The organism is Micromonospora sp. NPDC048905 (genome assembly GCF_040649655.1).
Classification (GTDB): domain Bacteria; phylum Actinomycetota; class Actinomycetes; order Mycobacteriales; family Micromonosporaceae; genus Micromonospora.
In genome coordinates this window covers 367,343-391,971 of the sequence record NZ_JBEZFV010000005.1, presented here as the reverse complement: position 1 = coordinate 391,971, position 24,629 = coordinate 367,343, and the positions used below count along the sequence as shown (strand labels likewise).

At 73.2% G+C, this 24,629-nt stretch carries 22 protein-coding genes and 1 pseudogene; 10 read left to right on the top strand and 13 right to left on the bottom strand.

The genetic code is table 11. The features are described 5' to 3' along the window. Nucleotides 1-7 precede the first annotated feature (7 nt). Nucleotides 8-853 (top strand): GNAT family N-acetyltransferase, encoded by an 846-nt coding sequence (locus AB0C01_RS16350; RefSeq protein WP_357571503.1) that lies wholly within the window; start codon nucleotides 8-10, stop codon nucleotides 851-853. A 177-nt stretch (nucleotides 854-1,030) separates the two neighbouring features. Here AB0C01_RS16350 and AB0C01_RS16345 read toward each other — a convergent pair whose 3' ends face one another. Next, nucleotides 1,031-2,218, bottom strand: a complete 1,188-nt coding sequence (locus AB0C01_RS16345; protein WP_357571502.1) for an NAD(P)/FAD-dependent oxidoreductase — start codon at nucleotides 2,216-2,218, stop codon at nucleotides 1,031-1,033. A gap of 15 nt (nucleotides 2,219-2,233) precedes the next feature. Continuing rightward, nucleotides 2,234-3,406, bottom strand: coding sequence for a prolipoprotein diacylglyceryl transferase (gene lgt, locus AB0C01_RS16340; protein ID WP_357251181.1), 1,173 nt, complete (start codon nucleotides 3,404-3,406; stop codon nucleotides 2,234-2,236). A 101-nt stretch (nucleotides 3,407-3,507) separates the two neighbouring features. On the opposite strand from lgt, the gene AB0C01_RS16335 reads away from it, so the two are divergent. Further along, on the top strand, nucleotides 3,508-4,098 hold the full coding sequence (locus tag AB0C01_RS16335; protein ID WP_357571501.1) for an NUDIX hydrolase: 591 nt from the start codon (nucleotides 3,508-3,510) through the stop codon (nucleotides 4,096-4,098). A gap of 60 nt (nucleotides 4,099-4,158) precedes the next feature. Here AB0C01_RS16335 and trpA read toward each other — a convergent pair whose 3' ends face one another. The 3 genes from trpA to trpC are packed head-to-tail and all read right to left on the bottom strand — an operon-like array spanning nucleotide 4,159 to nucleotide 7,040. After that, nucleotides 4,159-4,962, bottom strand: a complete 804-nt coding sequence (gene trpA, locus AB0C01_RS16330) for a tryptophan synthase subunit alpha (protein ID WP_357251176.1) — start codon at nucleotides 4,960-4,962, stop codon at nucleotides 4,159-4,161. A 1-nt stretch (nucleotide 4,963) separates the two neighbouring features. Then, nucleotides 4,964-6,202: a tryptophan synthase subunit beta gene (gene trpB, locus AB0C01_RS16325; RefSeq protein ID WP_357251173.1), complete on the bottom strand. Its 1,239-nt coding sequence runs from the start codon at nucleotides 6,200-6,202 to the stop codon at nucleotides 4,964-4,966. Between the two features lie 34 nt (nucleotides 6,203-6,236). Continuing rightward, entirely contained in the window at nucleotides 6,237-7,040 is an 804-nt protein-coding gene (trpC, locus tag AB0C01_RS16320) for an indole-3-glycerol phosphate synthase TrpC (RefSeq protein ID WP_357251431.1), read from the bottom strand. Nucleotides 7,041-7,527: 487 nt separating this feature from the next. Here trpC and AB0C01_RS16315 point away from each other — a divergent pair, with 487 nt between their 5' ends. After that, on the top strand, nucleotides 7,528-7,797 hold the full coding sequence (locus AB0C01_RS16315) for a hypothetical protein (RefSeq protein ID WP_357571500.1): 270 nt from the start codon (nucleotides 7,528-7,530) through the stop codon (nucleotides 7,795-7,797). Between the two features lie 28 nt (nucleotides 7,798-7,825). Here AB0C01_RS16315 and AB0C01_RS16310 read toward each other — a convergent pair whose 3' ends face one another. The 4 genes and pseudogenes from AB0C01_RS16310 to AB0C01_RS16295 all read right to left on the bottom strand — a co-directional run. Continuing rightward, nucleotides 7,826-8,416, bottom strand: coding sequence for a Trp biosynthesis-associated membrane protein (locus AB0C01_RS16310; RefSeq protein WP_357571499.1), 591 nt, complete (start codon nucleotides 8,414-8,416; stop codon nucleotides 7,826-7,828). A gap of 115 nt (nucleotides 8,417-8,531) precedes the next feature. Next, complete coding sequence (locus AB0C01_RS16305) at nucleotides 8,532-10,085, bottom strand: anthranilate synthase component I (protein WP_357251164.1); 1,554 nt, start codon at nucleotides 10,083-10,085, stop codon at nucleotides 8,532-8,534. A gap of 58 nt (nucleotides 10,086-10,143) precedes the next feature. Beyond that, nucleotides 10,144-10,575 carry a phosphoribosyl-AMP cyclohydrolase gene (gene hisI / locus AB0C01_RS16300; RefSeq protein WP_357251429.1) on the bottom strand — a complete coding sequence of 144 codons (432 nt, stop codon included), beginning with the start codon at nucleotides 10,573-10,575 and terminating at the stop codon, nucleotides 10,144-10,146. Between the two features lie 180 nt (nucleotides 10,576-10,755). Then, nucleotides 10,756-11,079 (bottom strand): annotated as a pseudogene (locus AB0C01_RS16295) (phosphoribosyl-AMP cyclohydrolase); the annotation flags it as partial. A gap of 556 nt (nucleotides 11,080-11,635) precedes the next feature. Here AB0C01_RS16295 and AB0C01_RS16290 point away from each other — a divergent pair. The 3 genes from AB0C01_RS16290 to AB0C01_RS16280 all read left to right on the top strand — a co-directional run bounded on the left by AB0C01_RS16290 (nucleotide 11,636) and on the right by AB0C01_RS16280 (nucleotide 13,835). Continuing rightward, nucleotides 11,636-12,391 carry an ABC transporter ATP-binding protein gene (locus tag AB0C01_RS16290; protein WP_357571498.1) on the top strand — a complete coding sequence of 252 codons (756 nt, stop codon included), beginning with the start codon at nucleotides 11,636-11,638 and terminating at the stop codon, nucleotides 12,389-12,391. Next, nucleotides 12,388-13,143 (top strand): ABC transporter permease, encoded by a 756-nt coding sequence (locus tag AB0C01_RS16285; protein WP_357251158.1) that lies wholly within the window; start codon nucleotides 12,388-12,390, stop codon nucleotides 13,141-13,143. Before AB0C01_RS16290 ends, AB0C01_RS16285 begins: the two co-directional genes overlap by 4 nt. 95 nt (nucleotides 13,144-13,238) lie before the next feature. Then, nucleotides 13,239-13,835 (top strand): TetR family transcriptional regulator, encoded by a 597-nt coding sequence (locus AB0C01_RS16280; protein ID WP_357571497.1) that lies wholly within the window; start codon nucleotides 13,239-13,241, stop codon nucleotides 13,833-13,835. Between the two features lie 3 nt (nucleotides 13,836-13,838). Here AB0C01_RS16280 and AB0C01_RS16275 read toward each other — a convergent pair whose 3' ends face one another. From AB0C01_RS16275 to AB0C01_RS16265, 3 genes are all read right to left on the bottom strand, one after another. Beyond that, nucleotides 13,839-14,588: a DUF2470 domain-containing protein gene (locus AB0C01_RS16275; RefSeq protein WP_357251152.1), complete on the bottom strand. Its 750-nt coding sequence runs from the start codon at nucleotides 14,586-14,588 to the stop codon at nucleotides 13,839-13,841. Nucleotides 14,589-14,680: 92 nt separating this feature from the next. Further along, entirely contained in the window at nucleotides 14,681-16,462 is a 1,782-nt protein-coding gene (locus tag AB0C01_RS16270; RefSeq protein ID WP_357251149.1) for an ABC transporter ATP-binding protein, read from the bottom strand. Between the two features lie 114 nt (nucleotides 16,463-16,576). Next, nucleotides 16,577-18,460, bottom strand: a complete 1,884-nt coding sequence (locus tag AB0C01_RS16265) for an ABC transporter ATP-binding protein (protein WP_357251146.1) — start codon at nucleotides 18,458-18,460, stop codon at nucleotides 16,577-16,579. Between the two features lie 173 nt (nucleotides 18,461-18,633). Between AB0C01_RS16265 and AB0C01_RS16260 the strand changes: the two genes are divergently transcribed. From AB0C01_RS16260 to AB0C01_RS16250, 3 genes are all read left to right on the top strand, one after another. Further along, nucleotides 18,634-19,263 carry a TIGR03085 family metal-binding protein gene (locus AB0C01_RS16260; RefSeq protein ID WP_357251143.1) on the top strand — a complete coding sequence of 210 codons (630 nt, stop codon included), beginning with the start codon at nucleotides 18,634-18,636 and terminating at the stop codon, nucleotides 19,261-19,263. 199 nt (nucleotides 19,264-19,462) lie between these two features. Beyond that, complete coding sequence (locus AB0C01_RS16255) at nucleotides 19,463-20,338, top strand: terpene synthase (protein ID WP_357251140.1); 876 nt, start codon at nucleotides 19,463-19,465, stop codon at nucleotides 20,336-20,338. A 126-nt stretch (nucleotides 20,339-20,464) separates the two neighbouring features. Further along, the gene (locus tag AB0C01_RS16250) at nucleotides 20,465-22,291 is read left to right on the top strand and encodes a long-chain fatty acid--CoA ligase (RefSeq protein WP_357251137.1); all 1,827 of its coding nucleotides are present in this window, start codon (nucleotides 20,465-20,467) and stop codon (nucleotides 22,289-22,291) included. Nucleotides 22,292-22,358: 67 nt separating this feature from the next. On the opposite strand, the gene AB0C01_RS16245 is transcribed toward AB0C01_RS16250, so the two are convergent. Then, complete coding sequence (locus tag AB0C01_RS16245; protein WP_357571496.1) at nucleotides 22,359-23,816, bottom strand: PLP-dependent aminotransferase family protein; 1,458 nt, start codon at nucleotides 23,814-23,816, stop codon at nucleotides 22,359-22,361. A 59-nt stretch (nucleotides 23,817-23,875) separates the two neighbouring features. Between AB0C01_RS16245 and AB0C01_RS16240 the strand changes: the two genes are divergently transcribed. Next, nucleotides 23,876-24,547 (top strand): hypothetical protein, encoded by a 672-nt coding sequence (locus tag AB0C01_RS16240; protein WP_357571495.1) that lies wholly within the window; start codon nucleotides 23,876-23,878, stop codon nucleotides 24,545-24,547. The last annotated feature ends 82 nt before the right edge of the window (nucleotides 24,548-24,629 follow it).

Here is a 24,629-nt window from a genome sequence, read left to right as displayed (position 1 = left end):
TCGCGCGGTGGATCCGCTACACAAGGACGTCTTCGACCGGTTGGAACGCTTCTACGACGCGGTGCCCCGCGACGTCGCCGCCGCGGAGGATCATGGCGGGCTGGTGCTGTTCGTGCGCGAAGGTGCCGGCTGGCCGTTCTACGCACGCCCCCGGATCGGCGCCGGCGAGCCGCCGTCGCTCGCCGACGTGACCTCGGTCCGCGGGCGGCAGCGCGAGCTGGGTCTGCCGGAAGCCTTCGAGTGGGTGCACGAGACGACTCCCGAGCTGCTGGCGGTGGCCCGCTCGGCGGGGCTGCACGTGCTGGAGGCGCCGCTGATGGTCCTCGACCCGGCCGCGCTGCCCGACCCGGCGACCCTGTCCGACGCGGCGGTGCGGGTGCTGGCGGCCGACTCCCCCGGCTTCGCCGCCGACGTCGCGGCCCGACGCGCGGTGGCAGCGGTGTCGTTCGCCGCCGCCGGCACCGCGCCCGGTGCGGCCGGTCCGGCCGAGCGGGACGCCGCGGTCACCGAACTGGAGTTGGCCGCGCTCGACGAGGAGCGGACCCGGATCGCCGACGGCCGACGGATCTCCGCGCTCGCCGGGACGGCGACCGACGGGGCGCTGGCCAGCGGCATGGCCATGCGCGTGGGCGACGTCGCGGAGATCGCCGGCGTGGCCACGTTGCCGGCCGCCCGGCGGCGCGGGCTGGGCGCCGCACTCACCGCCACCCTCGCCCGGGAGCTGCACGCGGCCGGCACCGACCTGATCTTTCTCTCCGCGGGCAGCGACGACATCGCCCGGGTCTACCTGCGGGTGGGGTTCCGCCGCATCGGCACCGCCTGCATCGCCGAACCCGCCGCGCTCATCGCCTGACCGCTCACGCCGCCCGCCCCGCCGCGACGCGCCCCGCCCCGACGCGCCCCGCCCCGCCGCGCGATCTTGCACTTTCTGCCGCGACAAAAACGGATATCTAACGCGTATCGGCGACAGAAAGTGCAAGATCGGCGCGGGTGTGCGGGTGTGGGGTGGGGTGGGGTGGGGTGGGGTGGGTCAGGCCGGGGGACGCCACTGGGCGGCCGAGGCGGCGGCGCTGGAGAGCAGCCGCGTGTTGATCGTGCCGAGTGCGGCGTCGCGGGCGCGCAACGCCAACCGGCCCCGGGCCTGGAGCACCGCCGACATCCGCCGGGTCTGCCGGACCACGGTCGTGGCCCGGGGGCGACGAATCCGGTCGTACGCCTGCACCGCGTCGGGCAGTCGAGCCTCGCGCAGCAGCGAGGCGAGCGTGACGGCGTCCTCGAACGCGAGGCAGGCGCCCTGCCCGAGGTGCGGCGGCATGGCGTGCGCCGCGTCGCCGAGCAGCACCACCCCGCCCGGCCCAACGGGGAAGCCGTACGCACGGGGCAGCGGACGCAGCTCGCGGACCTCCTGCTGGACCAGGTCGGCCGGGTCGGTGGCGTCGAGCAGCGCGCCGATCGGGGCGGGCCAGCCCGCGTACCAGCGGCGCAGCAGGGCGAGCTGGGTCTCCGGGGGTTCCGGGCGAGGAGCGCCGGCGGCAGTGGCCACCCAGTAGATCCCGCCCCGGGTGGACCCACCCGAGGAGCCGCGCTCACCCAACGACGCGGCCACGAACCGGTAACCGGCACCGAGGATCTCACCGACCAGCGGTTGGTCGTCGGGCAGCCGCGGCGCCTGGTACCAGGGAATGACGGCCCGCCACGCGGCGCAGCCGGAGCTGACCACCCGGGACTCGGGCGCGAGTTGGCGGCGGATGCCGCTGTCGGTGCCGTCGGCGGCGACCACCAGGTCGGCCTCGATGGTCTGCCGCCCGTCGCTGACCCCCGGTCGCTCGCCCGGCTCGACGCGGACGTGGCGCACGGTCACGCCGGTACGCAGCTCGACCCGCTCACCGAGGCCCGCGATCAGCGCGTCGTGCAGGTCTTCGCGGTGCACCACCACCGGCATCCGGTCGGCCGGGATGGGCCGGGGCTGCACGAGCCAGTGCCCGTCCGGGCGACGGACCCCGCCGTCGGACAGCGGGGTGGCGATGGCGGTCAGACCCGCGCCGAGGCCGAGGGCCTGCAACGCGCGGACGCCGTTGGGCCAGAGCACCACGGCGGTCGGCTCGGGGCGAATCCGTTCGGCGCGTTCCAGCACGGTGACCTGCCAGCCCGAACGGGCCAGCGCACCGGCCACCGCGAGGCCACCGACCCCCGCGCCGACCACCACCGCGCTTCGCATCGGTGCCGCCCCCGCTCAGCTGTCCCGGTCGGCGGGCCGCACGCCTGCGGCGTCGGCCCGGTCGGTACGCACACCCGACGGGTCGTCCACCGGCTCGTCGTCGGTCGACGGGCCGTCGACCGACGACGCGTCATCGAGCGGCTCGGCGCCCTGGTCGGTGGCCGGCTCCGCTGGGATGACGCCGGTGTCCTGCCAGGCGGCGTACTGCTCCTCGCTGACCACCCGGTAGCCCTCCGGGGCGGTGGCCCGCGCGGGGGTCTCCCGCTCCGAGAGGTCGATCTGGGACAGGTCGGAGGTGGGAGGCGGGGTCGGCGTCGCCACCGCGCCGAGCGGGATCAGGTAGTCCCGCGGGCCGCGCACCCGGACGAAGTAGATCAACGCGCCGAGGAAGACCAGGCCGGCGGTCCAGACGTTCAGTCGTACGCCCAGAATCTGGTTGGCCTCGTCGGTGCGCATCATCTCGATCCAGAACCGGCCGACGGTGTAGCCCATCACGTAGAGGGCGAACGCGCGACCACGGCCCAGCTTCAGCCGGCGGTCCAGGAGAAGGACCAGGGCGACGACGCCGAGGTTCCACAGCGCCTCGTAGAGGAAGGTCGGCTGGTAGAGGCCCGGTTCGAGGATCGGCTGCCCGGCGTCGTCCCGCAGCGCGTGCCCCGGGTTGTCCGGATCCATCCGGTGGATCTGCAGGCCCCACGGCAGCGTGGTGCGGCCACCGAACAGCTCGTTGTTGAACCAGTTGCCGACCCGGCCGACCGCCTGGGCCAGCGCCAGCCCGGGTGCCACCGCGTCGGCCACCACGCCGAACGGGATGCCGAGCTGCCGGGCGGCGATGTACGCACCGACCGCCCCACCGGCGACGGCGCCCCAGATGCCGAGACCGCCCTCCCAGATGGCGAAGGCCTTCATCGGGTCCCCACCGGTGCCGAAGTATTTCTCCGGTGAGGTGACGACGTGGTAGATCCGGGCGCCGATGATGCCGGCCGGCACCGCCCAGACGGCGATGTCGAGCACCGCGCCGGGCGCGACGCCGCGCTGCCGCAGCCGGCGCTCCGTCACCCAGCAGGCCAGCACGATGCCGGCGATGATGCAGAGCGCGTACGCCCGGATCGGCACCGGCCCGAGTTGCCAGACCGCGGTGCTGGGACTGGGCAGGGCCGCCTGGGGGGACAGCGAGGCGAGGGTCACGGGTGCACACGCTACCGCTGCACACCCCCGTAGCGGCACCCCGGGCACGGGAGCGCGCATCTCGGTGACTTCTGGTTTGCGCCCCCGTACGCTCTTTGTCCATGAGCGCGCTCACCTGGGCGGTCGCCGCGGTCGTCACCGACGACACCGGCCAGGTGCTGCTCTGCCAGCAGGGCCGGGGAGAGCGCCGCTACGCGTTGCCCGGTGGGCGGCTGCGTCCGGCCGAGAGCCCGGTGCGGGCCGCCCTACGGGACATCCGCGCGGAGACCGGCTGGGAGATCGAGCTGGTCGACCTGGTCGGCGTCTACCACCTGAGCGGCCCCACCGGGCAGACGTCGCCCGGGCGCGTCGGGCCGCTGCCCGACGTACTCGTGCACGTCTTTCGGGCGTGCGCCACCGACGGCCACCCGCCCGCCGACCCCCTGCCGGGTTGTCGGTTGTCCTGGCACTCCCCCGACGCGCTGCCCGAGGCGGTCACCCCGCTCACCCGGGCCGCCGTCGCCGACGCGACCGCCGGCCGCTCCGGCATGCTCCGCGACGTCCCGCCGCTGCCCGGCCCCACCGAGACCTCGCCGCCAGCCGCTCGCCCAGCCGAGCAGGACCGAACGGCGACCAGCCCGGACGGGCGGTCGGGAGTGGGGCAGCCACCCGAGCAACGCGGCGAGGCCGCGGACCCGTCCCGGCGCCACTGACGAATCCGTCAGCGACCCGAGGCCCGCCGCAGGGACGCGAATCCCTCGCCGCGGGTGGGGTCAGCGGGTGGGGTTGCGGACGCCCTCGGCGAGTTCGGCACTGAGGGCACGCAGGGAAGCCAGCCCCTCCGCCTCGGTGGGCGCGTCGAGCAGACACCTGATCAGCGCACTGCCGACGATCACCCCGTCGGCGTAACCGGCGACGGTGCCGGCCTGCGCACCCGTGCCCACGCCGAGACCGACACCCACCGGCAGGTCGGTGACCTCCCGGACCCGGGAGACAAGCGTCGGCGCGGCGTCCGAGGTACGCGCCCGGGCGCCGGTGACACCCATGACCGCTGTCGCGTAGACGAAACCGCGGCAGTGCTGCACGGTCATCGCCAGCCGCGCGTCGGTGGACGACGGGGAGACCAGGAACGTGCGGTCCAGTCCATGTGCGTCCGAGGCGGCCAGCCACTCGGCCGCCTCGTCGGGAATGAGGTCGGGAGTGATCAGACCGGTGCCACCGGCGGCGGCGAGGTCACGGGCGAACACGTCCACGCCGTACCGTTCGACCGGGTTCCAGTAGGTCATGGTGACCACCGGAGCGCCGGTGGCCGCCACCGCCTCGATGATGCGCAGGGTGTCCCTGGTGCGGACGCCGCCGGCCAGCGCGATGTCGCTGGCCTTCTGGATCACCGGCCCGTCCATCACCGGGTCGGAGTAGGGAATCTCCACCTCGATGACGTCGACACCGGCCTCGACCATTGCGGTCATCGCGGCGATGCTGCCGTCGACGCTCGGGAACCCGGCCGGCATGCAGCCGATCAGCAGGGCCCGTCCGTCGGCGCGGGCCTTGTCGAAGGCCACCCCGATCCGGCTCATCTCACCGCTCCTTGTCGAGGATGCCGAAGTAGTCGCCGGCGGTGTGCACGTCCTTGTCGCCCCGACCGGAGAGGTTGACCACGATGGTGGGCTCCCGACCCAGCTCGGCGGCGAGCTTCGGACCCAGCGCGACGGTGCCGGCGAGCGCGTGGGCGCTCTCGATCGCCGGGATGATCCCCTCCGTGCGGCACAGCAGCTCGAAGGCGGCCATCGCCTCGACGTCGGTGACCGGGAGGTAACTCGCCCGGCCGGTGTCGTGCAGCCAGGCGTGCTCGGGCCCGACGCCCGGGTAGTCCAGACCGGCGGAGATCGAGTGCGACTCCAGCGTCTGCCCGTCGGCGTCCTGCAACACGTAGGTGCGGGTGCCGTGCAGGACACCGGCCGACCCACCCGTGATGCTGGCCGCGTGCCGGCCGGTGGCCACGCCGTCGCCGCCGGCCTCGAACCCGTACAGCCGCACGTCGTCGTCGCCGACGAACGCGTGGAAGATGCCCAGCGCGTTGGAGCCGCCGCCGACGCAGGCGGTGACCGCGTCCGGCAGCGCGCCGGTCAGGTCGAGGCACTGCTGACGGGCCTCGTCACCGATGCCCCGGACGAAGTCGCGGACCATCGCCGGGAACGGGTGCGGACCGGCGGCGGTGCCGATCAGGTAGTGCGTCTCGTCGACGTTCGCCACCCAGTCGCGCATCGCCTCGTTCATCGCGTCCTTGAGGGTGCGCGAGCCGTTGGTGACCGGCACGACGGTGGCGCCGAGCATCCGCATCCGGGCCACGTTGAGCGCCTGCCGCTCGGTGTCGACCTGGCCCATGTAGACCACGCACTCCAGGTCGAACAGGGCGGCGGCCGTCGCGGTGGCCACGCCGTGCTGGCCGGCGCCGGTCTCGGCGATCACCCGGGTCTTGCCCATCCGCTTGGTGAGCAGCGCCTGGCCGAGCACGTTGCGAACCTTGTGCGCGCCCGTGTGGTTGAGGTCCTCACGCTTGAGCAACACCCGCGCCCCGACCTTCGCGGAGAACCGCCGGGCCTCGTAGAGCAGCGACGGCGTGCCCGCGTAGTCGCGCAGCAGCGCTCCGAACTCGGCCCGGAAGGACTCGTCCGCCATGGCCGTGCGCCACGCCCCGTCGAGCTCGTCGAGCGCGGCCACCAGGGCCTCGGGAACGAACCGACCGCCGAAGCGGCCGAAGTGGCCGGCGGAGTCGGGCTGCGGGCCGGCCACCGGGGCCAGCGCGTCGGCGCTCATCGGAAATCCTCTCGGTGGGGCGTCCGGTGCGAGGTCAGCGCACCGGCCGGGGCGTTGCCGGGTGATTACCCGCGTTGACCAGCTCGGCGACCGCCTCGCGAGGACTCTTCTGCGTGACCAGGCCCTCGCCCACGAGGACCGCGTCAGCACCCGCGGAGGCGTACCGGATCAGGTCGTGCGGACCACGAACGCCGGACTCGGCGATCTTGACGACGCTGCTGGGCAGGCCGGGTGCGATCCGCTCGAACACCGACCTGTCGACCTCCAGGGTACGCAGGTCACGGGCGTTGACCCCGATCACCTGAGCGCCCGCCTCCAGCGCGCGGTCGGCCTCTTCCTCGTCGTGCACCTCGACCAGAGCGGTCATGCCCAGCGACTCGATCCGCTCCAGCAGGCCCATCAGCACGTTCTGCTCGAGCGCGGCGACGATCAGCAGCACCAGGTCGGCGCCGTGCGCGCGCGCCTCGTGGATCTGGTAGCTGGAGACCACGAAGTCCTTGCGCAGCACGGGCACGCTGACCGCGGCCCGAACGGCGGCCAGGTCGTCGAGTGAGCCACCGAACCAGCGCCCCTCGGTCAGCACACTGATCGCCCGCGCCCCACCGGCGGCGTAGTCGACCGCCAGGTCGGCCGGATCGGCGATCTCGGCCAGCCGCCCCTTGGACGGCGACGAGCGCTTCACCTCGGCGATCACGGCGACGCCGGGCTTACGCAACGCCGCGTACGCGTCCAGCGGCGGCGGCGCCGCCGCTGCCAGTTCACGGATCCGCTCCAGCGGAACCTGCTCCTGGCGTCGGGCGACGTCCTCACGCACGCCAGCCAGAATCTCGTCGAGCACGCTTACGGACGCTGCCTGACCGGCCTCGTCCCCCTCCGCGTGCGCATGCTCAGCAGTCACCAACGGACTCCCCTCTCCGGGCGTCATGGGCCGATGCTAGGGGCAGCCGACCGACGCCGAATGCCGGGGGTATGGCGCTGCTCACGAAAAGGGCTGCGGCATAATGGCCGACTTGCCGTGAACGGTATGTCACGCAGCGCCACCTCCCGTATCGACAATCGCAACGCGGTATGGAGCCTGGCGGCCGCGGTCAGACCGTGCCGATGCATCGATCATGCCACCAGTTCCCCGCCCGCGCCCGACGACAACGGCGTCGGTCGATGTTGTGAGCAATCTCAAGGCCGAACGGACGGCCCCTGGTCACGGCCGAGGCGGGACAGTTGACCCGGCGGTCACGACGGCGAAACGTCAGCCGGCCAGCATCGTCCTCGGGCAGACTCGATGACGCGCCTGCCCCGACCGTCGCAACTCCTCGTGCGAGGTGACCATGAGCATGTCCGAGCCGCAAGCGACAATCGGCCTGACGACCATCTCGCGGACGGTGGCATCGCTCGCCGTCGGTGTGGTGCACACCGTGGAACGGGCCGTGGTGGGCGAGGGGCGGATGCGCACGGCGCGTGGCAACGCCTGGGAGGCGGTCTGCGCCGACCGGGCCCGCGCCGACCAGCGCGCCGAACTGAACCGCCTGGTGGCCGAACTGACCGCCGCCCGCGCCGCCAGCCAGCGACCGCGGCGGGAACGTCAACCGGTCGGCTGACACCCACCTGTCGTAGCTGCCGTCGCCCTCACTCGGCCGTCGGGTCCTCACCCCGATCCAGCGCGTCCCACGCCTCGGTGGTCCGTCGCCCGGCCATCGGCGCGGGCGACTCCGATGCGCCGGTCGGCGCGGGCACGGCCTGCGGGGCGGTGCGGGCCGGCCGCTCGTAGCGGGCACCCATCGCGGGCCAGCCGCCACCGCGCACCGCCGTCCAGAAACCGCCCGCAGCGGCCAGCAGGCCGCCGAGCAGGCAGAGCACCGGCCACTGCCGGCTCACCGAGCCGTCGACGTCCACACCCAGCCCGTACCCACCGCCGGCCGCCACGGCCAGAGCGAGCACACCGAGCAGCGCACCGAGCACCTGCCGCAGCCGACCCCGGGTAGCCAGCAGCGCGCCACCGCCGGCCAACGTCACCAGGGCCAACGCCGGCAGCCAGGGCAGCAGCCCGGCACCGCTGTGCGTGTCGCGGACCGGCGGCAGCGGCGCCGGGCGCACGGTCAGCTCGACCGACCAGGTCCGCGTCGCGGCCCACAGCGCCAGGGCCGCGCCGACCAGACAGAGAAGTACGGCGTACGTCAACTCACGCCGGCCCCCGACGGACCGCTCACCATCCCTCATCGGGCTGGCCTTTCGTTCGCGACTGCGGGGCTCCGCTGCGCTGCACTCCTCGCGCTCACCGGTGCCGGCTTTTCGTTCGCGACTGCGGGGCTCCGCTGCGCTGCACTCCTCGCGCTCACCGGGCTGGCCGCAATGTTTCGGCGGCGGCGATCGCCGCCAGTACGGCGGCGGCCTTGTTCCGCGTCTCCTGGTCCTCGGCGGCCGGGTCCGAGTCGGCCACCACCCCGGCCCCGGCCTGCACGTAGGCGCGGCCGTCACGGATGAGCGCGGTCCGGATGGCGATCGCCATGTCCAGGTCGCCACCGAAGCCGAAGTAGCCCACCGTGCCGCCGTAGAGGCCCCGGCGGACCGGCTCCAACTCCTCGATGATCTCCATGGCCCGCACCTTCGGCGCACCGGAGAGGGTCCCGGCCGGGAAGGTCGCGGCGAGCGCGTCGAACGCGCTCTGGTCATCACGCAGCGTGCCGGTGACGGTGGAGACGATGTGCATGACGTGGCTGTACCGCTCGATGGTGGCGAACTCGGGCACCTCCACGCTGCCGGGCTGACACACCCGGCCCAGGTCGTTGCGGCCGAGGTCGACGAGCATCACGTGCTCGGCGCGTTCCTTGGGGTCGGCGAGCAGTTCAGCGGCGAGCACGGCGTCGGCGGCCGGGGTGCCACCGCGCGGCCGGGTGCCGGCGATCGGGTGCAGCAACGCCCGACGCCGCCCGTCCGCGCCGCCGGTGACCTTCAGGTGCGCCTCCGGGGACGAGCCGACGATGTCGAACCCGTCGAAGCGCAGCAGGTACATGTACGGGCTGGGGTTGCTGGTGCGCAGCACCCGGTAGACGTCCAGCGGGTCGGCGTGCGTCGAGCGCTCGAAGCGCTGGGAGAGCACGATCTGGAAGCACTCACCGGCCCGGATCGCCTCCTTGGCGGCCTCCACCGCCTTCGGGTAGCCGCCGTCGGGCGTACGGCAGAGCACCTCCCCGGCCGTCGGACGCTCGACGGTGGAGATCATCGGCGGGATGGGCCGGGACAGCGCCGTGGTCATCGCGTCGAGTCGGCCCACCGCGTGGTGGTACGCGGCGGCGACCTGCGGGGCGCGGTCCGGGGCGTCCAGCGGCGGCAGCACCGCGTTGGCGACCAGGATCGCCGAGCCGTCGTAGTGGTCGAGCACCACCAGGTCGGTGGCGAGCATCATGCCCAACTCCGGCACGCCGAGGTCGTCCTCGGTCAGCTCGGGCAGCCGCTCGAAGCGGCGGACCAGGTCGTACCCGAGGTAGCCGACCATGCCCCCGGTCAGCGGCGGCAGACCGTCGGACGGGTCCCCGACCGGGCCGGCGAGCGCCGCCACCGTCTCCCGCAGCACCCGCACCGGGTCACCGCCGGTGGGCAGCCCCGCCGGCGGCGTGCCGAGCCAGGTCGCCACGCCGTCGCGCTCGACGAGGGTGGCGCTGCTGCGGACGCCGATGAACGAGTACCGCGACCAGGCCAGGCCGGCCGAGCCGACGCCCTGCTCGGCCGACTCCAGCAGGAACGTGCCCGGTCCACCGGCCAGCTTCCGGTAGACCCCGACCGGCGTCTCCGCGTCGGCCAGGAGCCGCCGGGTCACCGGCACCACCCGCCAGTCGGCGGCCAGCTCCGTGAATGTGCCCAGGTCGGGGCTGACGGTGCCGTCGGTCATGGCTGGGTCTGCCTTTCGTTCGCGGCTGCGGGACTGCGCCGGGCTGCGCCGCGCGCGCTCACCGTGCCTCCGGGGAGGTGACGGGCAACTCGGTGAAGAAGCAGGTCCGCTGGCCGGTGTGGCAGGCCGCGCCGACCTGGTCCACGCTGACCAGCAGCGCGTCTCCGTCGCAGTCCAGCGCGACCGATCGGACGTACTGGTGGTGCCCGGAGGTGGCCCCCTTGACCCAGTATTCGCGTCGGCTGCGCGACCAGTAGGTGGCCCGACCGGTGGTGAGGGTGCGGTGCAGTGCCTCGTCGTCCATCCAGGCGACCATCAGCACCTCGCCGGAGTCGTGCGCGCGGACCACCGCGGCGACCAGACCGTCGGCGGTACGGCGCAGTCGGGCGGCGATGGCCGCGTCGAGTCGGGACGGGCGGGCCGACCCGGAGGCCACCGGGTCGCTCGGAGCGCTGGGGACGCCGGTCGCCGGCGAGTCAGGTACGGACACAGTGTCCAAGTGTCCCGCACGTGGCGCGGGCACCGGTGACCGCTCCCGGCAGGGCTGCGGCGCGGGTCCGTCCGGCCGGGCCAACTGGGCCACGTAACGGTCCAGCCGGCCGTCGAGCAGGGCGGCGGCCAGGTCCGCCCCGGCCGCCTCGGCGATCTCCTCGGCGTACGGTCGGATCAACGGCAGGGTGCCGGCGACGAGCCGGACGGCGGCGGCCCACAGTTGGCCGGTGGCGCCCGGTCGGAGCCCGAGGCAGAGCAGCATGTCCGCCCGGTAGCCCGGTGGGGCCACCGGCAGGTCCAGGGCCGCCGCGAAGGCCGCCCGGCGGGAGTGGACCCGCACCGACGGGTTCGCGGGGCGCAGCACCGACGGGCAGAGTCGGGCCAGGTCGGCGACGGCGAGCCGGACCCCGAGGCGGTCGTGGGCGGACCGGGCGGCCGCTGCCTTACCGAGCGTGGCGATCAGCTCCTCGAGTCGGGGTGGTTCGGCGGGCTGGCAGAGCACCGGCAGGTCGATCCGGGGCCGCCAGTGCGGGTCGGCCCAGAGCAGCCGCGCCGGCGCGGTGACCGGCAGCCCGAACGCCCAGTCGGCCGGTTCGCCGAGCCGGTGCACCCAGGAGCGGACGTCGCGGGCGGCGACCGAGACGTGGGTGACCCGACCTGCGGATTCGGCCAGGTACGCCTGCCGCGCCGCGTACGGCGCGCCGCCGACCAGCACGTCGAGGTCGACGTCGCTGTGCGCGGTGGCCGCTCGGCGGGCGTGGCTGCCGCGCAGCAGGATGCCGACGACCGGCCGCTCGACGGTCTGCCGCAACCGCGCGGCCCAGTCCTCGAAAAAACCGCTATTCGGTAACGGAGCGTGACCCACGGCGCCATCGTGCCGTACGTCCGATCAGCGCGCAATGCCCGTTGGCGGACTCGCTGTCCGGTCCGAAGCCTACTGCCCGTTCTCATGCTCGATGCACGGTAGCTGGCCGATCGCCGGTCCCGCCGTTGCACCGAAGGCAGTATTTCATCTAGCGTTGAGTTCAACAGATGATGAGTTTCTTGGGAGGCACGTGATGGACGACGCGATAGGCGTCCGCGACCTGGTCGTCGACCGGGGCGGGCGGCGGGTGCTGGACCGCATCAGCTGCCAGGTCCCCCGTGGGGCCGTCACCGGGCTGCTCGGCCCCAGCGGCAGTGGCAAGACCACGTTCATGCGCGCCGTGGTCGGGGTGCAGGTGGTCAGCGGCGGCACGGTCACCGTGCTGGGCCAACCGGCGGGCACCCCGGCGCTGCGGCACCGGGTGGGTTACCTGACCCAGGCGCCGAGCGTCTACGCCGACCTGACCGTCCGGGAGAACGCCCGCTACTTCGCGGCCCTCTACGGGCGCGGACGGGTCGAGGCCGACCGGGCGATCAGCGATGTCGGCCTGGCCGAGGCCGCCGGTCAACTGGTCGCCACCCTCTCCGGCGGTCAACGCAGCCGGGCCTCGCTGGCCTGCGCCCTGGTCGGGGAGCCGGAGCTGGTCATTCTCGACGAGCCGACAGTCGGTCAGGATCCGGTGCTGCGGGCCGACCTGTGGGCCCGGTTCCACGCGATGGCCGCCGCGGGCACCACCCTGCTGGTGTCCAGTCACGTGATGGACGAGGCGGCCCGCTGCGACCGGTTGCTGCTGATCCGCCAGGGACGGTTGATCGCCGACGACAGCCCGGCCGCCATCCGCGCCGCCGCCGGTGTGGACGATCTCGACGAGGCGTTCCTGCGCCTGATCCGGGCCGGCGAGGCGGGTCCCACCACCACCGTTCCGAACGCCGCACAGGAGCAGTCATGAACCCCCGGATCCTGGCGGCCACCACCGGCCGCATCCTGCGTCAGCTCCGGCACGATCGACGGACGATCGCGCTGCTCGTGGTGGTGCCGGCCGTCCTGCTCACCCTGGTCTACTTCATGTACGCCGACCAGCCGACCCCACCCGGCCAGCCGACGACGTTCGACCGGGTCGCGTTGGTGATGCTGGGCATCTTCCCCTTCGTGATCATGTTCCTGGTGACCAGCATCGCCATGCTCCGCGAACGCACCTCCGGCACCCTGGAACGTCTGCTCACCACACCGCTGGGCAAGCTCGACCTGCTCTTCGGGTACGGCATCGCGTTCGGGCTGGCCGCCGCCGTGCAGGCGGCCGTCGCCGCCGCCGTCGCGTACTGGGTCTTCGACCTGGAGACCGCCGGCAGCATCGGACTGGTGATCGGGATCGCCGTCGTCGACGCCGTGCTCGGTGTCGCCCTCGGGCTGCTGTGCAGCGCCTTCGCGCGGACCGAGTTCCAGGCAGTACAGTTCCTGCCAGTCGTGGTGGTCCCCCAACTGCTGCTCTGCGGGCTGTTCGTGGCCCGTGACCAGATGGCCGGCTGGCTCCAGGCACTCAGTGACGCCTTCCCCCTCTCGTACGCCATCGAGGCGTTGCAGGAGGTCGGCGCCCACGCCGAGCCGACCGGCACGATGTGGCGGGACGTGGCGGTGGTGCTCGGTGCGGTGGTGCTGGCGCTGGTGCTCGCGGCGGCCACCCTGCGCCGACGCAGCGGCTGACGGCCGGCGCCGGGGGCGGCGGCCGGCGCGGCGGCCGACCCCGGCGCGGGCAGGGCCGGCCCACGACGGGCCAGGCGGACGAACGAAGGGCGGCGATGACGCGGCGAACCGGCCGGCGACCCGGCAAACCGGGCACCCGGGAGGCGATTCTCGACGCGGCGCGGACGGCGTTCGCCGAACGGGGCTTCGACGCCGCCTCGATCCGGGCCATCGCCGGCGCGGCGGAGGTCGACCCGGCGCTGGTGCACCACTACTTCGGCAGCAAGGACCAGCTCTTCCGGACCGCGATGGATTTTCCGGTCGATCCCGGTCAGCTGGTGCCGAAGGTGCTCGCCGGTGACCGGGACGGCGCCGGTGAGCGGATGGTGCGCATCTTCCTCGGCGTCTGGGACTCCCCGACCGGCAGCGCCGCGCAGGCACTGCTGCGCTCCGCGGTGAGCAACGAGTGGACCGCCCGACTGCTGCGCGAGTTCGTCACCACCCAGGTGCTGCGCCGGGTGCTGGAGAACCTCGACGTGGATCCGGCCGAGCTACCGCTGCGCGGCTCCCTGGTGGCCACCCAGATGATCGGCCTGGCCATGATGCGGTACGTGGTGCGCCTGGAGCCGGTCGCCTCGGCGGACCCGGAGACCCTCGTCGCCGCGATCGGCCCGACGATCCAGCGCTACCTCACCGGCCCCCTGCCGACCTGACCGTCAGCGCGGCGGCTGAGCGCTGGCGGGCAGGCGCAGCGGTGGGAGCAGTCGCGGCAGGTCGGCCGGGTCGGCCACCGGGCCGGGAAAGGCCAACCGGATCCGACGTCGGGCGCCGGGGTGGCCGAGGGCGACCACCAGCCCGTAGCGGTCGATGCGCACCACCCGGGGCGGCCCGTCGAGGGTCTGCTCGGTCAACCCGAGCTGCCGGCGCAGGTACGCGGTCACCTGGGCGCCGTGGCGCTCGGCGAGGTCGGCGAGCAGACGCGCCTCGACCGGGTGCACCGGGTCCGGCTCGGCCTCGGCGTACTCCCCCGGGTCGATCCGGCGCACGGCGCCGGCGCGCTCCCAGCGGACCTCGACCACCTCGAAGCGGAACAGCCGGAACCGGGTGCCCAGGTCGAGCAGGTCGCCGGTCGGCTCCACCGCTGCGAAGTCGAGCGCCGCCCGGCGAGCCTCGTCGCCGTGCAACTCGCCCGCCCAGCCGGAGACCCAGGCGCGACCCAGACCCGGCGCACCGGCGGCGGGCGGCAGGTCGAGCACGTCGAGCACCACCGCGATGTCGCTGGCCCCGGCGACCGGCTGGAGCGCGGCGGCCAGGTGGCTGGCCACCGGCACCAGCAGCAGCACCCGCCCGTCCGGGTCGGTCACGTGCCGGGCGTGGTGCGGGCCCGGCCGGTGCGCGAGATGGACGAGACCGGGCAGGCGGCCGGCGACGAGGGTACGGACGATCTCGGCGGGCTTGGGCCGCATGGCGCGACCTCCTTCGAAGGTTAGGCTTACCTAACCCGGAGCCTAGAGCACCCGGCCGTCGGCGTCCACCACCCTCGCGTAGCCGGGACAGCTCACCGGGTCTGCTCCAACCACGAGGCATAGAGCAGGCCATATACCGAGTCGGCGTCGCGGACCAACTCGTCGTGCGGGCCGCGCTGCACCACCCGCCCCCGGTCCACCACGATGACCTCGTCGGCGGCCTGCGCCGTGGAGAGCCGGTGCGCGATCGCGAGGGTCGTCCGGCCCCGGGTGACCGCGTCCAGGGTGCGTTGCAGACGCACCTCGGTCGCCGGGTCCACCGCGCTCGTCGCCTCGTCCAGCACCAACAGGTCCGGATCGGCCACGTACGCGCGGGCCAACGCGACCAACTGCCGCTCACCGACGCTGAGCGCCTCGCCGCGCTCCCCGACCGGTGTGTCCAGACCCGCCGGGAGACCCTCCAGCCAGTCCGACAGGCCCAGCTCGGTGAAGGCCGCGCTCAGCTCCTCGTCGGTCAGCTCCGGCCGGGCGAACCGGACGTTGTCCCCCACCGTCGCGTCGAAGAGGAACCCGTCCTGCGGCACCATCACCACCCGGGAGCGCAGCGAGTCGAACCGCACCTCCGCCAACGGCACCCCGGACAGCAGCACCGCCCCGGCCGACGGGTCCATCAGACGGGTCAGCAACTTGGCGAAGGTCGTCTTGCCGCTGCCGGTCTCGCCGACCACCGCCACCCGGCTCTTCGCCGGGATCTCCAGGTCGATGTCGTGCAGCACCGGCGGGCCACCCGGATAGGCGAACCGCACACCGGCGAACCGGATGTCCAGCGGCCCGGCCGGCAGCTTGCGCCCCTGCTCCCCCGGGTCGGCCACGTCGGGGGCGACGTCCAGCACATCCAGCACCCGACGCCAGCCGGCGATCGCGTTCTGCGCCTCGTTGAGCACCTCGGTGGCGATCTGCACCGGCTGGATGAAGAGCGTCACCAGGAACAGGAACGCGGTCAACTGGCCGATCGACAGCGTGCCGTCCACCCCCAGCGTCACCCCGAGCACCACCACACCCGCCAGCGCGAGCCCCGCCGCCAGCTCGCCGACCGAGCTGCCCACGATGCTGATCCGGATCGCCCGCTGCTGCGCCAGACGCTGCGCGTCGATCGCCTCGTCCAACCGCCGCTCGGTGCGGCCCGCGATCCCGTACGCCCGGATCACCGGCGCGCCCACCACGCTCTCGCCGATCGTGCCGAGCAGCGTGCCGGTGCGCTGACGCACCGTCGCGTACGCCGAGCCCAGCCGCTGCTGCAACTGCCGGATGATGAACACCGCCGGCAGGAACGCGGCCAGCACCACAAGGGTCAACTGCCAGGAGTACGCGAGCATCACGGCGGTGGTGACCACCAGCTGACCGAGGTTGACCAGCAGGATCACCCCGCCCCACTGGAGGAACTGGGTGATCTGGTCGACGTCGCTGGTGACCCGCGAGACCAACGAGCCCCGCCGCTCCGACTGCTGGTGCAACATCGACAGGTCGTGCACGTGCCGGAACGCCCGCGTCCGGACGTTGGCCAGCGCCGTCTCGCTGACCGTGAACAGCCGGCGCATCATCAGATAACCGCAGACCGTCGTGACCGCCAGGATCGCGGCGGTGACCGCCACCACCGTCCACACCACGTCGAGGTCCAGACCACCGACGAGGCCGCGGTCGATGCCCTGCTGCACGGCGACCGGCACGGCCACCCGACCGACCATGTAGACCAACGCCAGGGCCAGGGTGCCGGCCAGGCCGGTCCGCAGCTCCGGAGAGAGCGCCAGACCCCGGCGCAGGGTCTGCCAGGTCGTCTCCTGCTTCTCAGCGGTCTCAGACGTCTTTACGCTCACCGGACCCGCCTTTCGTTCGCGACTGCGGGGCTCCGCTTCGCTGCACTCCTCGCGCTCACCGGACCCGCCTTTCGTTCGCGACTGCGGGGCTCCGCTTCGCTGCACTCCTCGCGCTCACCGGTCCACCTCGATCTCCAGGCCCGAGGGCAGCGGCACGACCTCGTCGCCGTACGCGCTCTCCTGCGCGCGCTCGACCTCCGCCTGCTCGTAGGCGGTGACCAGGTCGACGTAGCCGGGCACGGTGGCCAGCAACTCGCTGTGCGTGCCCCGGGCGAGCACGCGTCCCTGCTCCACGTAGATGACCTCGTCGGCGAGCGCGATGGTCGCCCGGCGGTACGCCACCACGAGGATCGACGCGACCGGCACCCCCGGCTCGGCGGTCGACGATCGCAGCCCGGCCAGGATGGCCGCCTCCACCCGCGGGTCGACCGCGCTCGTCGCGTCGTCGAGCACCAGCAGGCGCGGCCGGCCGGCCAGCGCGCGGGCCAGGGTGAGCCGCTGCCGCTGCCCGCCGGAGAGCGATGTGCCCCGCTCGCCGACCATGGTGTCCAGACCGTCGGGCAGCGCGGCGACGAACCCGTCCGCCTCGGCCAGCCGCAGCGCCGCCCAGACTGCCTCGTCGTCGATGCCCGGCCGGTCGAGGGCGATGTTGGCGCGTACCGAGTCGTCGAAGACGAACGGCACCTGGGCGACCAGCGCCACCGTGCCGGCCAGCGAGGCGGCGGTCAGCTCGCGCACGTCCACCCCGTCCAGGGCGACGGTGCCGGAGTCCGGGTCGACGAGGCGTACCGCCAGCGAGGCGATCGTGGACTTGCCGGCGCCGGTGGGCCCGACCAGGGCCACCGTCCGACCGGCCGGCACCGTGAAGCCGACCTCACCGAGGACCTGTGCGCCGACCTCGTGCGCCTCGGCCGGCGGGTAGGAGAAGTGCACGTCGCTGAAGGTGAGGGTGGCCGGGCCGGAGCTGGCCGGGTCGAGCACGCGCTGGCCGTACGGCATCTCGCCGGTGGCGTCGAGCACCCGGCGCACCCGGTCCCAGCCGGCGACGCTGCGCGGCAGCTCGGCCAGGACCCACCCGATGGCCCGGACCGGGAAGGCCAGCACGGTGAAGAGGAAGGCGACGCTGACCAGCTCGGTGACGCTGATGGCGCCCTGGCGCAGCCGGAACGCCCCGACCACCAGGACGGCGAGGGTGCCGAGGCTGGGCAGCGTCTCCAGCAGCGGGTCGAAGATGCCGCGCAGCCGGCCGACCGCGATCAGCGAGTCGCGCAGCTCACCGGCGCGGCCCGCGAACCGGGCGGTCTCCTGGGCCTCGCGGCCCATCGTCTTGACCACCAGGGCGCCGTCGAAGCTCTCGTGGGCGATCCCGCTGACCTCGGCGCGCAGCCGCTGCGCCCGGGCCTGGCGGGGTGCCATCCGGCGGGAGTAGACGACGTTGAGGGCGAACAGCGCGGGGAAGACCGCGAGCCCGACCAGGGCCAGCGCCCAGTCGGTGGCGAAGAGCGACACGATCGCGCCGACGAGCATCACCAACGTGCCGACGGCGAACGGCAGCGGCGCGATCGGGTACCAGGCCGCCTCCACGTCCGAGTTGGCGTTGGACAGCAGGGTGCCGGTGGAGTTGCGGTGGTGCCAGGACAGCGGCAGCTCCAGGTAGCGACGGGTGACCCGGCGGCGGTAGGAGGCCTGGAGGCGGTACTGCATGTAGCCGGCGCCGAGCCGGCGGCCGAAGATGCCCGCCACGCGCAGCACACTGATCCCGAACAACGCGGCCGCGGCCAGCGCCAGGGTGCCGGCGCCCACCTCGCCGCGTTCGATGGCCGGAAGCGCCACCTCACCGATGACCGTCCCGACGACCCGCGCGCTGACGATGATCATCCCGCCGAACAGCACGCTGCCGACGACCGCGACCGTGAAGATCCTTGGCTGCTCGCGGATCGCCTGCCGCAGGACGCCCAGCCCTCGGCTGAGCACATCCCGACTTGTCTTGCTCGCCACGCTTTCCCCCGCCGTAAGCCGCAATTATCTCCCTCATCCTTACCGGTCCGGGCCAGCGCCGCCGACCCGGACCGGATATGTCGACCGTCACGTACCGGGTGACGACGAGCGGCCGGCGACGGGCCGGCGGCCGGTGTCGCGCGCCGACGAGCCACCGGGCCTACGATCGGCGCATGCCGCGGTACGCCCGAGCCGAGCGCGAGGCGCTGGCCGATCTCCTGCTGGCCCTCGGGCCGGACGCCCCGACGATCAACGAGGGGTGGGCGACCCGTGACCTCGCCGCGCACCTGGTGCTACGGGAACGCCGCCCGGACGCCGCCGGTGGGATCATGCTGCCGCCGCTGCGCGGCTACGCCGAACGGGTGCGTCGCCGACTCGCCGCGCGGCCCTACCCGGAGCTGGTGGCGCAGGTACGACGGCCGCCGCTGTGGAGCCCGGTCAGCAACCCCCTGACCGACGAGTTGGCCAACACGATGGAGTTCTTCATCCATCACGAGGACGTGCGGCGGGCCAGCTCCGGATGGCAACGGCGCGACCTGCCCGCCGGCCTGCAGAGCGCCCTGTGGAAACGTGCCGCCCCGCTGGCCCGGCTGGCCCTGCGCCGCTTCCCGGCGGACCTGTACGTGCAGGCGCCCGGCCACGGCGAGATCTCCGTCGGCCGGGGTGGGGAGCCGCTGCGGTTGGTCGGCGCCCCCGCCGAACTGGTCCTGTTCCTGTCCGGCCGGCAGCGGGTGGCGAAGGTCCAACTGGACGGGCCGACGGACGCCGCGCGTCGGCTACGCGCCGCCAAGCTGGGCATGTGACTCCCTGAGCTGAAGCGGTCACAAGTCAAGTGTGGCGTTGCGCACACCCAGCGAAACACGCTGATGTCCCCTCCCGTACTCTTCACCGCGCCGCTCCGCGCCGGGCGGTACGAAGTGGGGGCGCACTGTGCGGAATTTTGCGATTTCGGCGCTGCGGGAGCCTCCATTTCGTGCGGGGCGCCACGCGGCCGCCGAGCAGGTGGGGAGCGAGAGCGTCGAGTGGGCGCGCACGTTCGGGCTGGTCGATTCCGGCCAGCGCGTGCGTCGGCTGCAACGGGCCGACGCCGCCGGCCTGTCCGGCCGAGCCTGCCCGGACGGGTCGGTGGACGGGTTGCGCCTGCTCACCGACCTGATCAGCTGGCTCTTCGTGATGGATGACGCCTGCGACGAGGACGGCCTCGGCGCCGACCCGGCCCGGCTGGGGCCGGCGATCAGCACCCTGATCGACGTGCTGGACCGCTGCGGAGACCCGGACGTCGTACCGCCCGCCGTCGGGCCGCTCGGTGACGCGCTGCACGACCTGTGCCGCCGCACCCGGCTGCACGACAATCCGGCCCTGCTGTTGCGGTTCGTCAGCCAGATGCGGGAGTACCTGCTGGCGTTGCTCTGGGAGGCTGCCAACCGGGAGCGTCGGCGGGTACCCGAGGCGGCGGAGTACGTCCAACTGCGGCGGCACATCGGTGGCGTACGCCCGTGCCTCACACTCACCGACCTGGCGGCGGCCCAGCCACTCGGGTCGGCCCAGCACGCCCATCCGGCGCTGGTCACCCTGGATCTGCTGGCGGTCGACCTGGTGTGCTGGTGCAACGACCTCTTCTCCTACGGCAAGGAGAGTCAGGTCGACCCGGACGCGCACAACCTGGTGACGGTGCTCGCCCGCGCCAGCGGCGCGGATGAGGCGAGCGCGCTGCGGGCCGCGGCGGACCAGTTCAACCAGGGGCTGGCCGCGTACCTGGATGTCGAGAAGGCGCTGCTGGCCGACGGGGACGACGGCATGCGCCACGCGCTCGCGGCACGGCGAAACTGGGTCCGCGCCACCTACGACTGGTCAGTCGTCGCCGACCGGTACGCCTGATTCGCCCGTACCAGTTCGGCCGGACGATCACCCGGACTAGCCGCCGCACCGCGCCAGGCAATACTCTTCGGTAACCATCATGGCGTGACGACCGTCACGTCACCACCCCCGAAGGCGGCTACAGCGATGGCTCTCGATGTACCGTACCGTTCCATCCCGGACATGTTTCTCAAGCGCGTGGCGGCCACCCCCGACCGGCACGCGTTCGCGTCCCCGAACGCCGACGACTCGGGGCCGGTCTGGTTGACCTGGGCGCAGGTCGGCCAGCGCGCCAAGGCGGTCGCCGCCGGTCTGCACGGCCTGGGCGTCGGCCAGGAGGACCCGGTCGCGATCCTCGCCAACACCCGGCTGGAATGGGTGATCGCCGACCTCGGCATCATGTGTGCCGGCGGCGCGACCACCACCGTCTACCCGACCACCGAGCCGGCCGACGCGACGTACATCGTCGCCGACTCCGGGTCGAAGGTGCTGTTCGCGGAGAACCCGGCCCAGGCGGCGAAGATCGCCGGGGCGACCCTGCCCGCGCTCACCCACGTGGTGCTCCTCGACGGCGCCGTCGATCCGAACGCCCCGATCGCGCAGTTGACGCTCGCCGACCTGGAGGAGCGCGGCACCCAGGCGCTGGCCGCCGAGCCGGAGCTGATCGACATGTTGGTGGCCGGCATCGGCCCGGACCACCTGGCCACGCTGATCTACACCTCCGGCACCACCGGCCAACCAAAGGGCGTCGAGCTGCTGCACGGCGGCTGGTGCTGGCAAGCCGTGGCGCAGACCGCGGGCGAGCTGATACGCGACGACGACCTGCAGTACCTGTGGCTGCCGCTCGCCCACTCGTTCGGCAAGACCCTGCTCTGCGGCGCCATCCACGTCGGCCTGCCCACCTACGTCGACGGGCGGGTGGACCGGCTCGTCGATCTGCTCTCGGTGATCCGTCCGACGCTGATGTGCGGCGCTCCCCGCGTGTTCGAGAAGGTCTACAACAAGGCCGTGACCACCGCGCAGGGCGCCGGCGGCGCGAAGGCGAAGATCTTCGCCTGGGCCGTCGGCGTCGGCAAGGAGAAAGTGACCCTGGAGCAGGCCGGCAAGCCGGTGCCGGGTGGGCTGAAGCTGCGCTACGGGATCGCCGACAAGCTGGTGTTCAGCAAGCTCCAGGCCCGTCTGGGCGGCCGGATACGGGTGCTGGTGTCCGGCGCCGCTCCGCTCAGCCCGGAGATCGCGACCTTCTTCGCCGCGGCGAACCTGCCGATCTCCGAGGGCTACGGGCTGACCGAGACCAGCGCCGGCAGCTTCGTCAACACGCCGACGGGTCTGCGGATCGGCACCGTGGGCCGGGCGATGGGCGACCTGGAGTGCCGGATCGAGACCGACGGGGAGATCCTGGTGCGGGGTCGGCCGGTGATGCGCGGCTACCACAACCTGCCGGAGGAGACCGCCGCCGCGTTCACCGAGGACGGCTTCTTCCGTACCGGTGACATCGGCATGCTCGACGAGCAGGGCTACCTACGGATCACCGACCGCAAGAAGGAACTGGTCAAGACCTCGGGCGGCAAGTACATCGCGCCCTCGCACATCGAGGGGATGTTCAAGGCCATCTGCCCGTACACCTCGCAGGCGGTCGTCGTCGGTCAGGCGCGCAACTTCTGCACGATGCTTGTCACCCTGGACCCGGATGCGATCCGCGGCTGGGTCGCCGGCGGCCCGCTCGAAGGGCGCAGCTACACCGAGATCGTCACGTCGGCCGAGGCCCAGACGATGGTCGAGGAGTACGTCGCCCAGCTCAACGCCAAGCTCAACCGCTGGGAGACGATCAAGAAGGTGGCCATCCTGCCGCGCGACCTGACGATCGAGGACGGCGAGATCACCCCGTCGTTGAAGATCAAGCGGCGTAGCGTGGAGAGCAACTTCGCGGGCGAGATCGACAAGATGTACGCCGGCACCCTCGCCGAGCTGTGACGCGTCGCCGGTGGCCCCGCACCCACGCTCGGGTGCGGGGCCACCGGCGTTCGTGGCAGCGAGGCGCTCAGGCGATGACGGCCGGCTCCCGCCACCGCTGCGGTCCGGTCCGGTCCAGGTCGTAGCGGACCGCGGCGATCCGCCCGACGGCCTCCACCAGGTCAGCGGCGGGCAGGGTGAACGGCAGCCGCAGGAAGCGTTCCAGCGTGCCGTCCAGGCCGAACCGGGGGCCGGGCGCCAGCCGCACGCCGACCTCCTCGGCGGCCCGCGCCAGCGCGCTGGAGACCGGGCCGTCCAGCTCGGCCCAGAGCGTCACGCCACCCCGTGGCACGGTGACCCGCCAGTCCGGCAGCCGGTGCGCCAACGCGCCGAGCAGGGCGTCGCGCTGGCCGGTCAACTGGACGCGGCGGTCGGCGACGATCGAGTCGGCGTCGGCGAGCAGGTGCACCGCGACCAGTTGGTCCAGCACCGGACTGGCCATGTCCACCCCGACCCGGACGGCGGCCAGCCGCTGCACCTGGGGCGCGGAGGCGCGCACCCAACCGATCCGCAGGCCACCCCAGTAGGACTTGCTCATCCCCCCGATGCTGATCACCCGACTGTGCCGGTCGTAGACGGCGACCGGGGGCGGCACCTCGGTGCCGTCCAGCGCGAGGTCCACGAAGGACTCGTCGACGATCAGATCGGTGCCGACCGCGTGGGCGGCGGCCACCACCCGCTCACGAAGTCCGGCGGGCATCAGGTGCCCCGTCGGATTCTGGAACTCCGGGATCAGGTAGGCCAGCATGGGCCGGGTCTGCCGGAGACTGCCCAGCAGCAGGTCGGGCTCCCAACCACCGCCGTCGGTGGCCAGGCCGTGGGTGGTGATCCGGGCGCGTCGCCCGGCCAGCGCGGCGAGGGCGTTGGGATAGGTCGGGGACTCGACCAGGACGTTGCCGCCGGGGGCCAGCGCGAGTCGCAACACCAGGTCCAGGGCGTGCTGGGTGCCGCTGGTGACCATGATCTGGTCGGCCGACGTCGGCAGACCCCGAGCCGTGTACGCGCCGGCCACCGCCTCGCGCAGCTCGATGATGCCGGTCGGGTGGTAACCGGCCCCGCCCAGGTATCGGGGCAGGTCCTCGGTGGCCGCCCGGGCGGCCGTGAGGAGTTGCGGCGGGGCGGCCAGCGCGGCGACGCCGAGGTCGAGCATGTCCCGGTCGTCGAGCGGGGTCCACAGGCCGGTGCTGGCGACCCGGTGGTTGCCGGGCAGCATCGTCCAACTGCCGGCGCCGCGGCGGCTGGCCAGGTGCCCGGTCTCCCGCAGTTGCCGGTAGGCGGCGGTGACCGTGGTCCGGCTGATCCGCAGCGCCTCGGCCAGCTCCCGTTCGGCCGGGAGCCGGACGCCCAGCGGCAACCGGCCGTCGGCGAGCAGGCCGCGCACCGCGCCGGCCAGAGCCGCGTAGTCGGGGCTGCGCCGTCGGCCCGGCAGGGCATGCCACTGACCGAGCAGACGGGCCAATTGGACACCGCGCACCTGCCCAGTCATGACCACTCCTCGAATATTGGCTTCTTCCTCGACGAGGATTGGCACCTACAGTGGCATGCATGGCACTGATTGGCAATCTGCGGCAGCGGCCGGTCCGGCGGCTGGTCCAGCTCTACCTCGGGCTCGCCCTCTACGGCGCCAGCATGGCCCTGATGATCCGCTCCCACCTGGGCCTCGACCCCTGGGACGTGTTCCACCAGGGGCTGTCCAAACTGACCGGCCTCTCCTTCGGCACCGTCACCATCGCCGTCGGCGCGCTGGTGCTGCTGCTCTGGATCCCCCTGCGGCAGCGGCCCGGCCTCGGCACGGTCAGCAACGTCGTGGTGATCGGCCTGGTCGTCGACGCCACCCTGGCCCTGCTGCCCGCGGGTGGCCCGCTCGGCGTCCGGATCGCGATGCTGATCACCGGGATCGTCGCCAACGGCGCCGCCACCGCCCTCTACCTCGGCGCCCGGCTGGGGCCCGGCCCCCGCGACGGCCTGATGACCGGGTACGTGGCCCGCCGGCCCGGCCGCTCGGTCCGGCTGGTGCGCACCGTCATCGAGGTCACCGTGCTGGCGCTCGGCTGGCTCCTCGGCGGCACGGTCGGTGTGGGCACCGTCGCGTACGCGCTGGCCATCGGGCCGTTGGCCCAGTTCTTCATCCCGCTGTTCGCCGTGCCGGAGGGCACCGCGCCGGACAGCGCCGCGCCCCCGCCCGGTAACGCCGCGCCGGCCACCCCCGCCGGCTGAATCCTCACCGACCGTCCGCGAACCGGTACGTGGTGGTGGTGCCACGTACCGGATGGGAGGGTGGGTGTTCCCTTCCGCGACG

Excerpts from the sequence above, each read along its gene's own strand:
- AB0C01_RS16345 (WP_357571502.1), bottom strand. The coding sequence starts at position 2,218 with ATGCGAAGCGCGGTGGTGGTCGGCGCGGGGGTCGGTGGCCTCGCGGTG.
- AB0C01_RS16335 (WP_357571501.1), top strand. The coding sequence starts at position 3,508 with ATGAGCGCGCTCACCTGGGCGGTCGCCGCGGTCGTCACCGACGACACC.
- trpA (WP_357251176.1), bottom strand. The coding sequence starts at position 4,962 with ATGAGCCGGATCGGGGTGGCCTTCGACAAGGCCCGCGCCGACGGACGG.
- trpB (WP_357251173.1), bottom strand. The coding sequence starts at position 6,202 with ATGAGCGCCGACGCGCTGGCCCCGGTGGCCGGCCCGCAGCCCGACTCC.
- AB0C01_RS16315 (WP_357571500.1), top strand. The coding sequence starts at position 7,528 with ATGAGCATGTCCGAGCCGCAAGCGACAATCGGCCTGACGACCATCTCG.
- AB0C01_RS16310 (WP_357571499.1), bottom strand. The coding sequence starts at position 8,416 with ATGAGGGATGGTGAGCGGTCCGTCGGGGGCCGGCGTGAGTTGACGTAC.
- AB0C01_RS16305 (WP_357251164.1), bottom strand. The coding sequence starts at position 10,085 with ATGACCGACGGCACCGTCAGCCCCGACCTGGGCACATTCACGGAGCTG.
- AB0C01_RS16290 (WP_357571498.1), top strand. The coding sequence starts at position 11,636 with ATGGACGACGCGATAGGCGTCCGCGACCTGGTCGTCGACCGGGGCGGG.
- AB0C01_RS16285 (WP_357251158.1), top strand. The coding sequence starts at position 12,388 with ATGAACCCCCGGATCCTGGCGGCCACCACCGGCCGCATCCTGCGTCAG.
- AB0C01_RS16280 (WP_357571497.1), top strand. The coding sequence starts at position 13,239 with ATGACGCGGCGAACCGGCCGGCGACCCGGCAAACCGGGCACCCGGGAG.
- AB0C01_RS16275 (WP_357251152.1), bottom strand. The coding sequence starts at position 14,588 with ATGCGGCCCAAGCCCGCCGAGATCGTCCGTACCCTCGTCGCCGGCCGC.
- AB0C01_RS16260 (WP_357251143.1), top strand. The coding sequence starts at position 18,634 with ATGCCGCGGTACGCCCGAGCCGAGCGCGAGGCGCTGGCCGATCTCCTG.
- AB0C01_RS16250 (WP_357251137.1), top strand. The coding sequence starts at position 20,465 with ATGGCTCTCGATGTACCGTACCGTTCCATCCCGGACATGTTTCTCAAG.
- AB0C01_RS16245 (WP_357571496.1), bottom strand. The coding sequence starts at position 23,816 with ATGACTGGGCAGGTGCGCGGTGTCCAATTGGCCCGTCTGCTCGGTCAG.
- AB0C01_RS16240 (WP_357571495.1), top strand. The coding sequence starts at position 23,876 with ATGGCACTGATTGGCAATCTGCGGCAGCGGCCGGTCCGGCGGCTGGTC.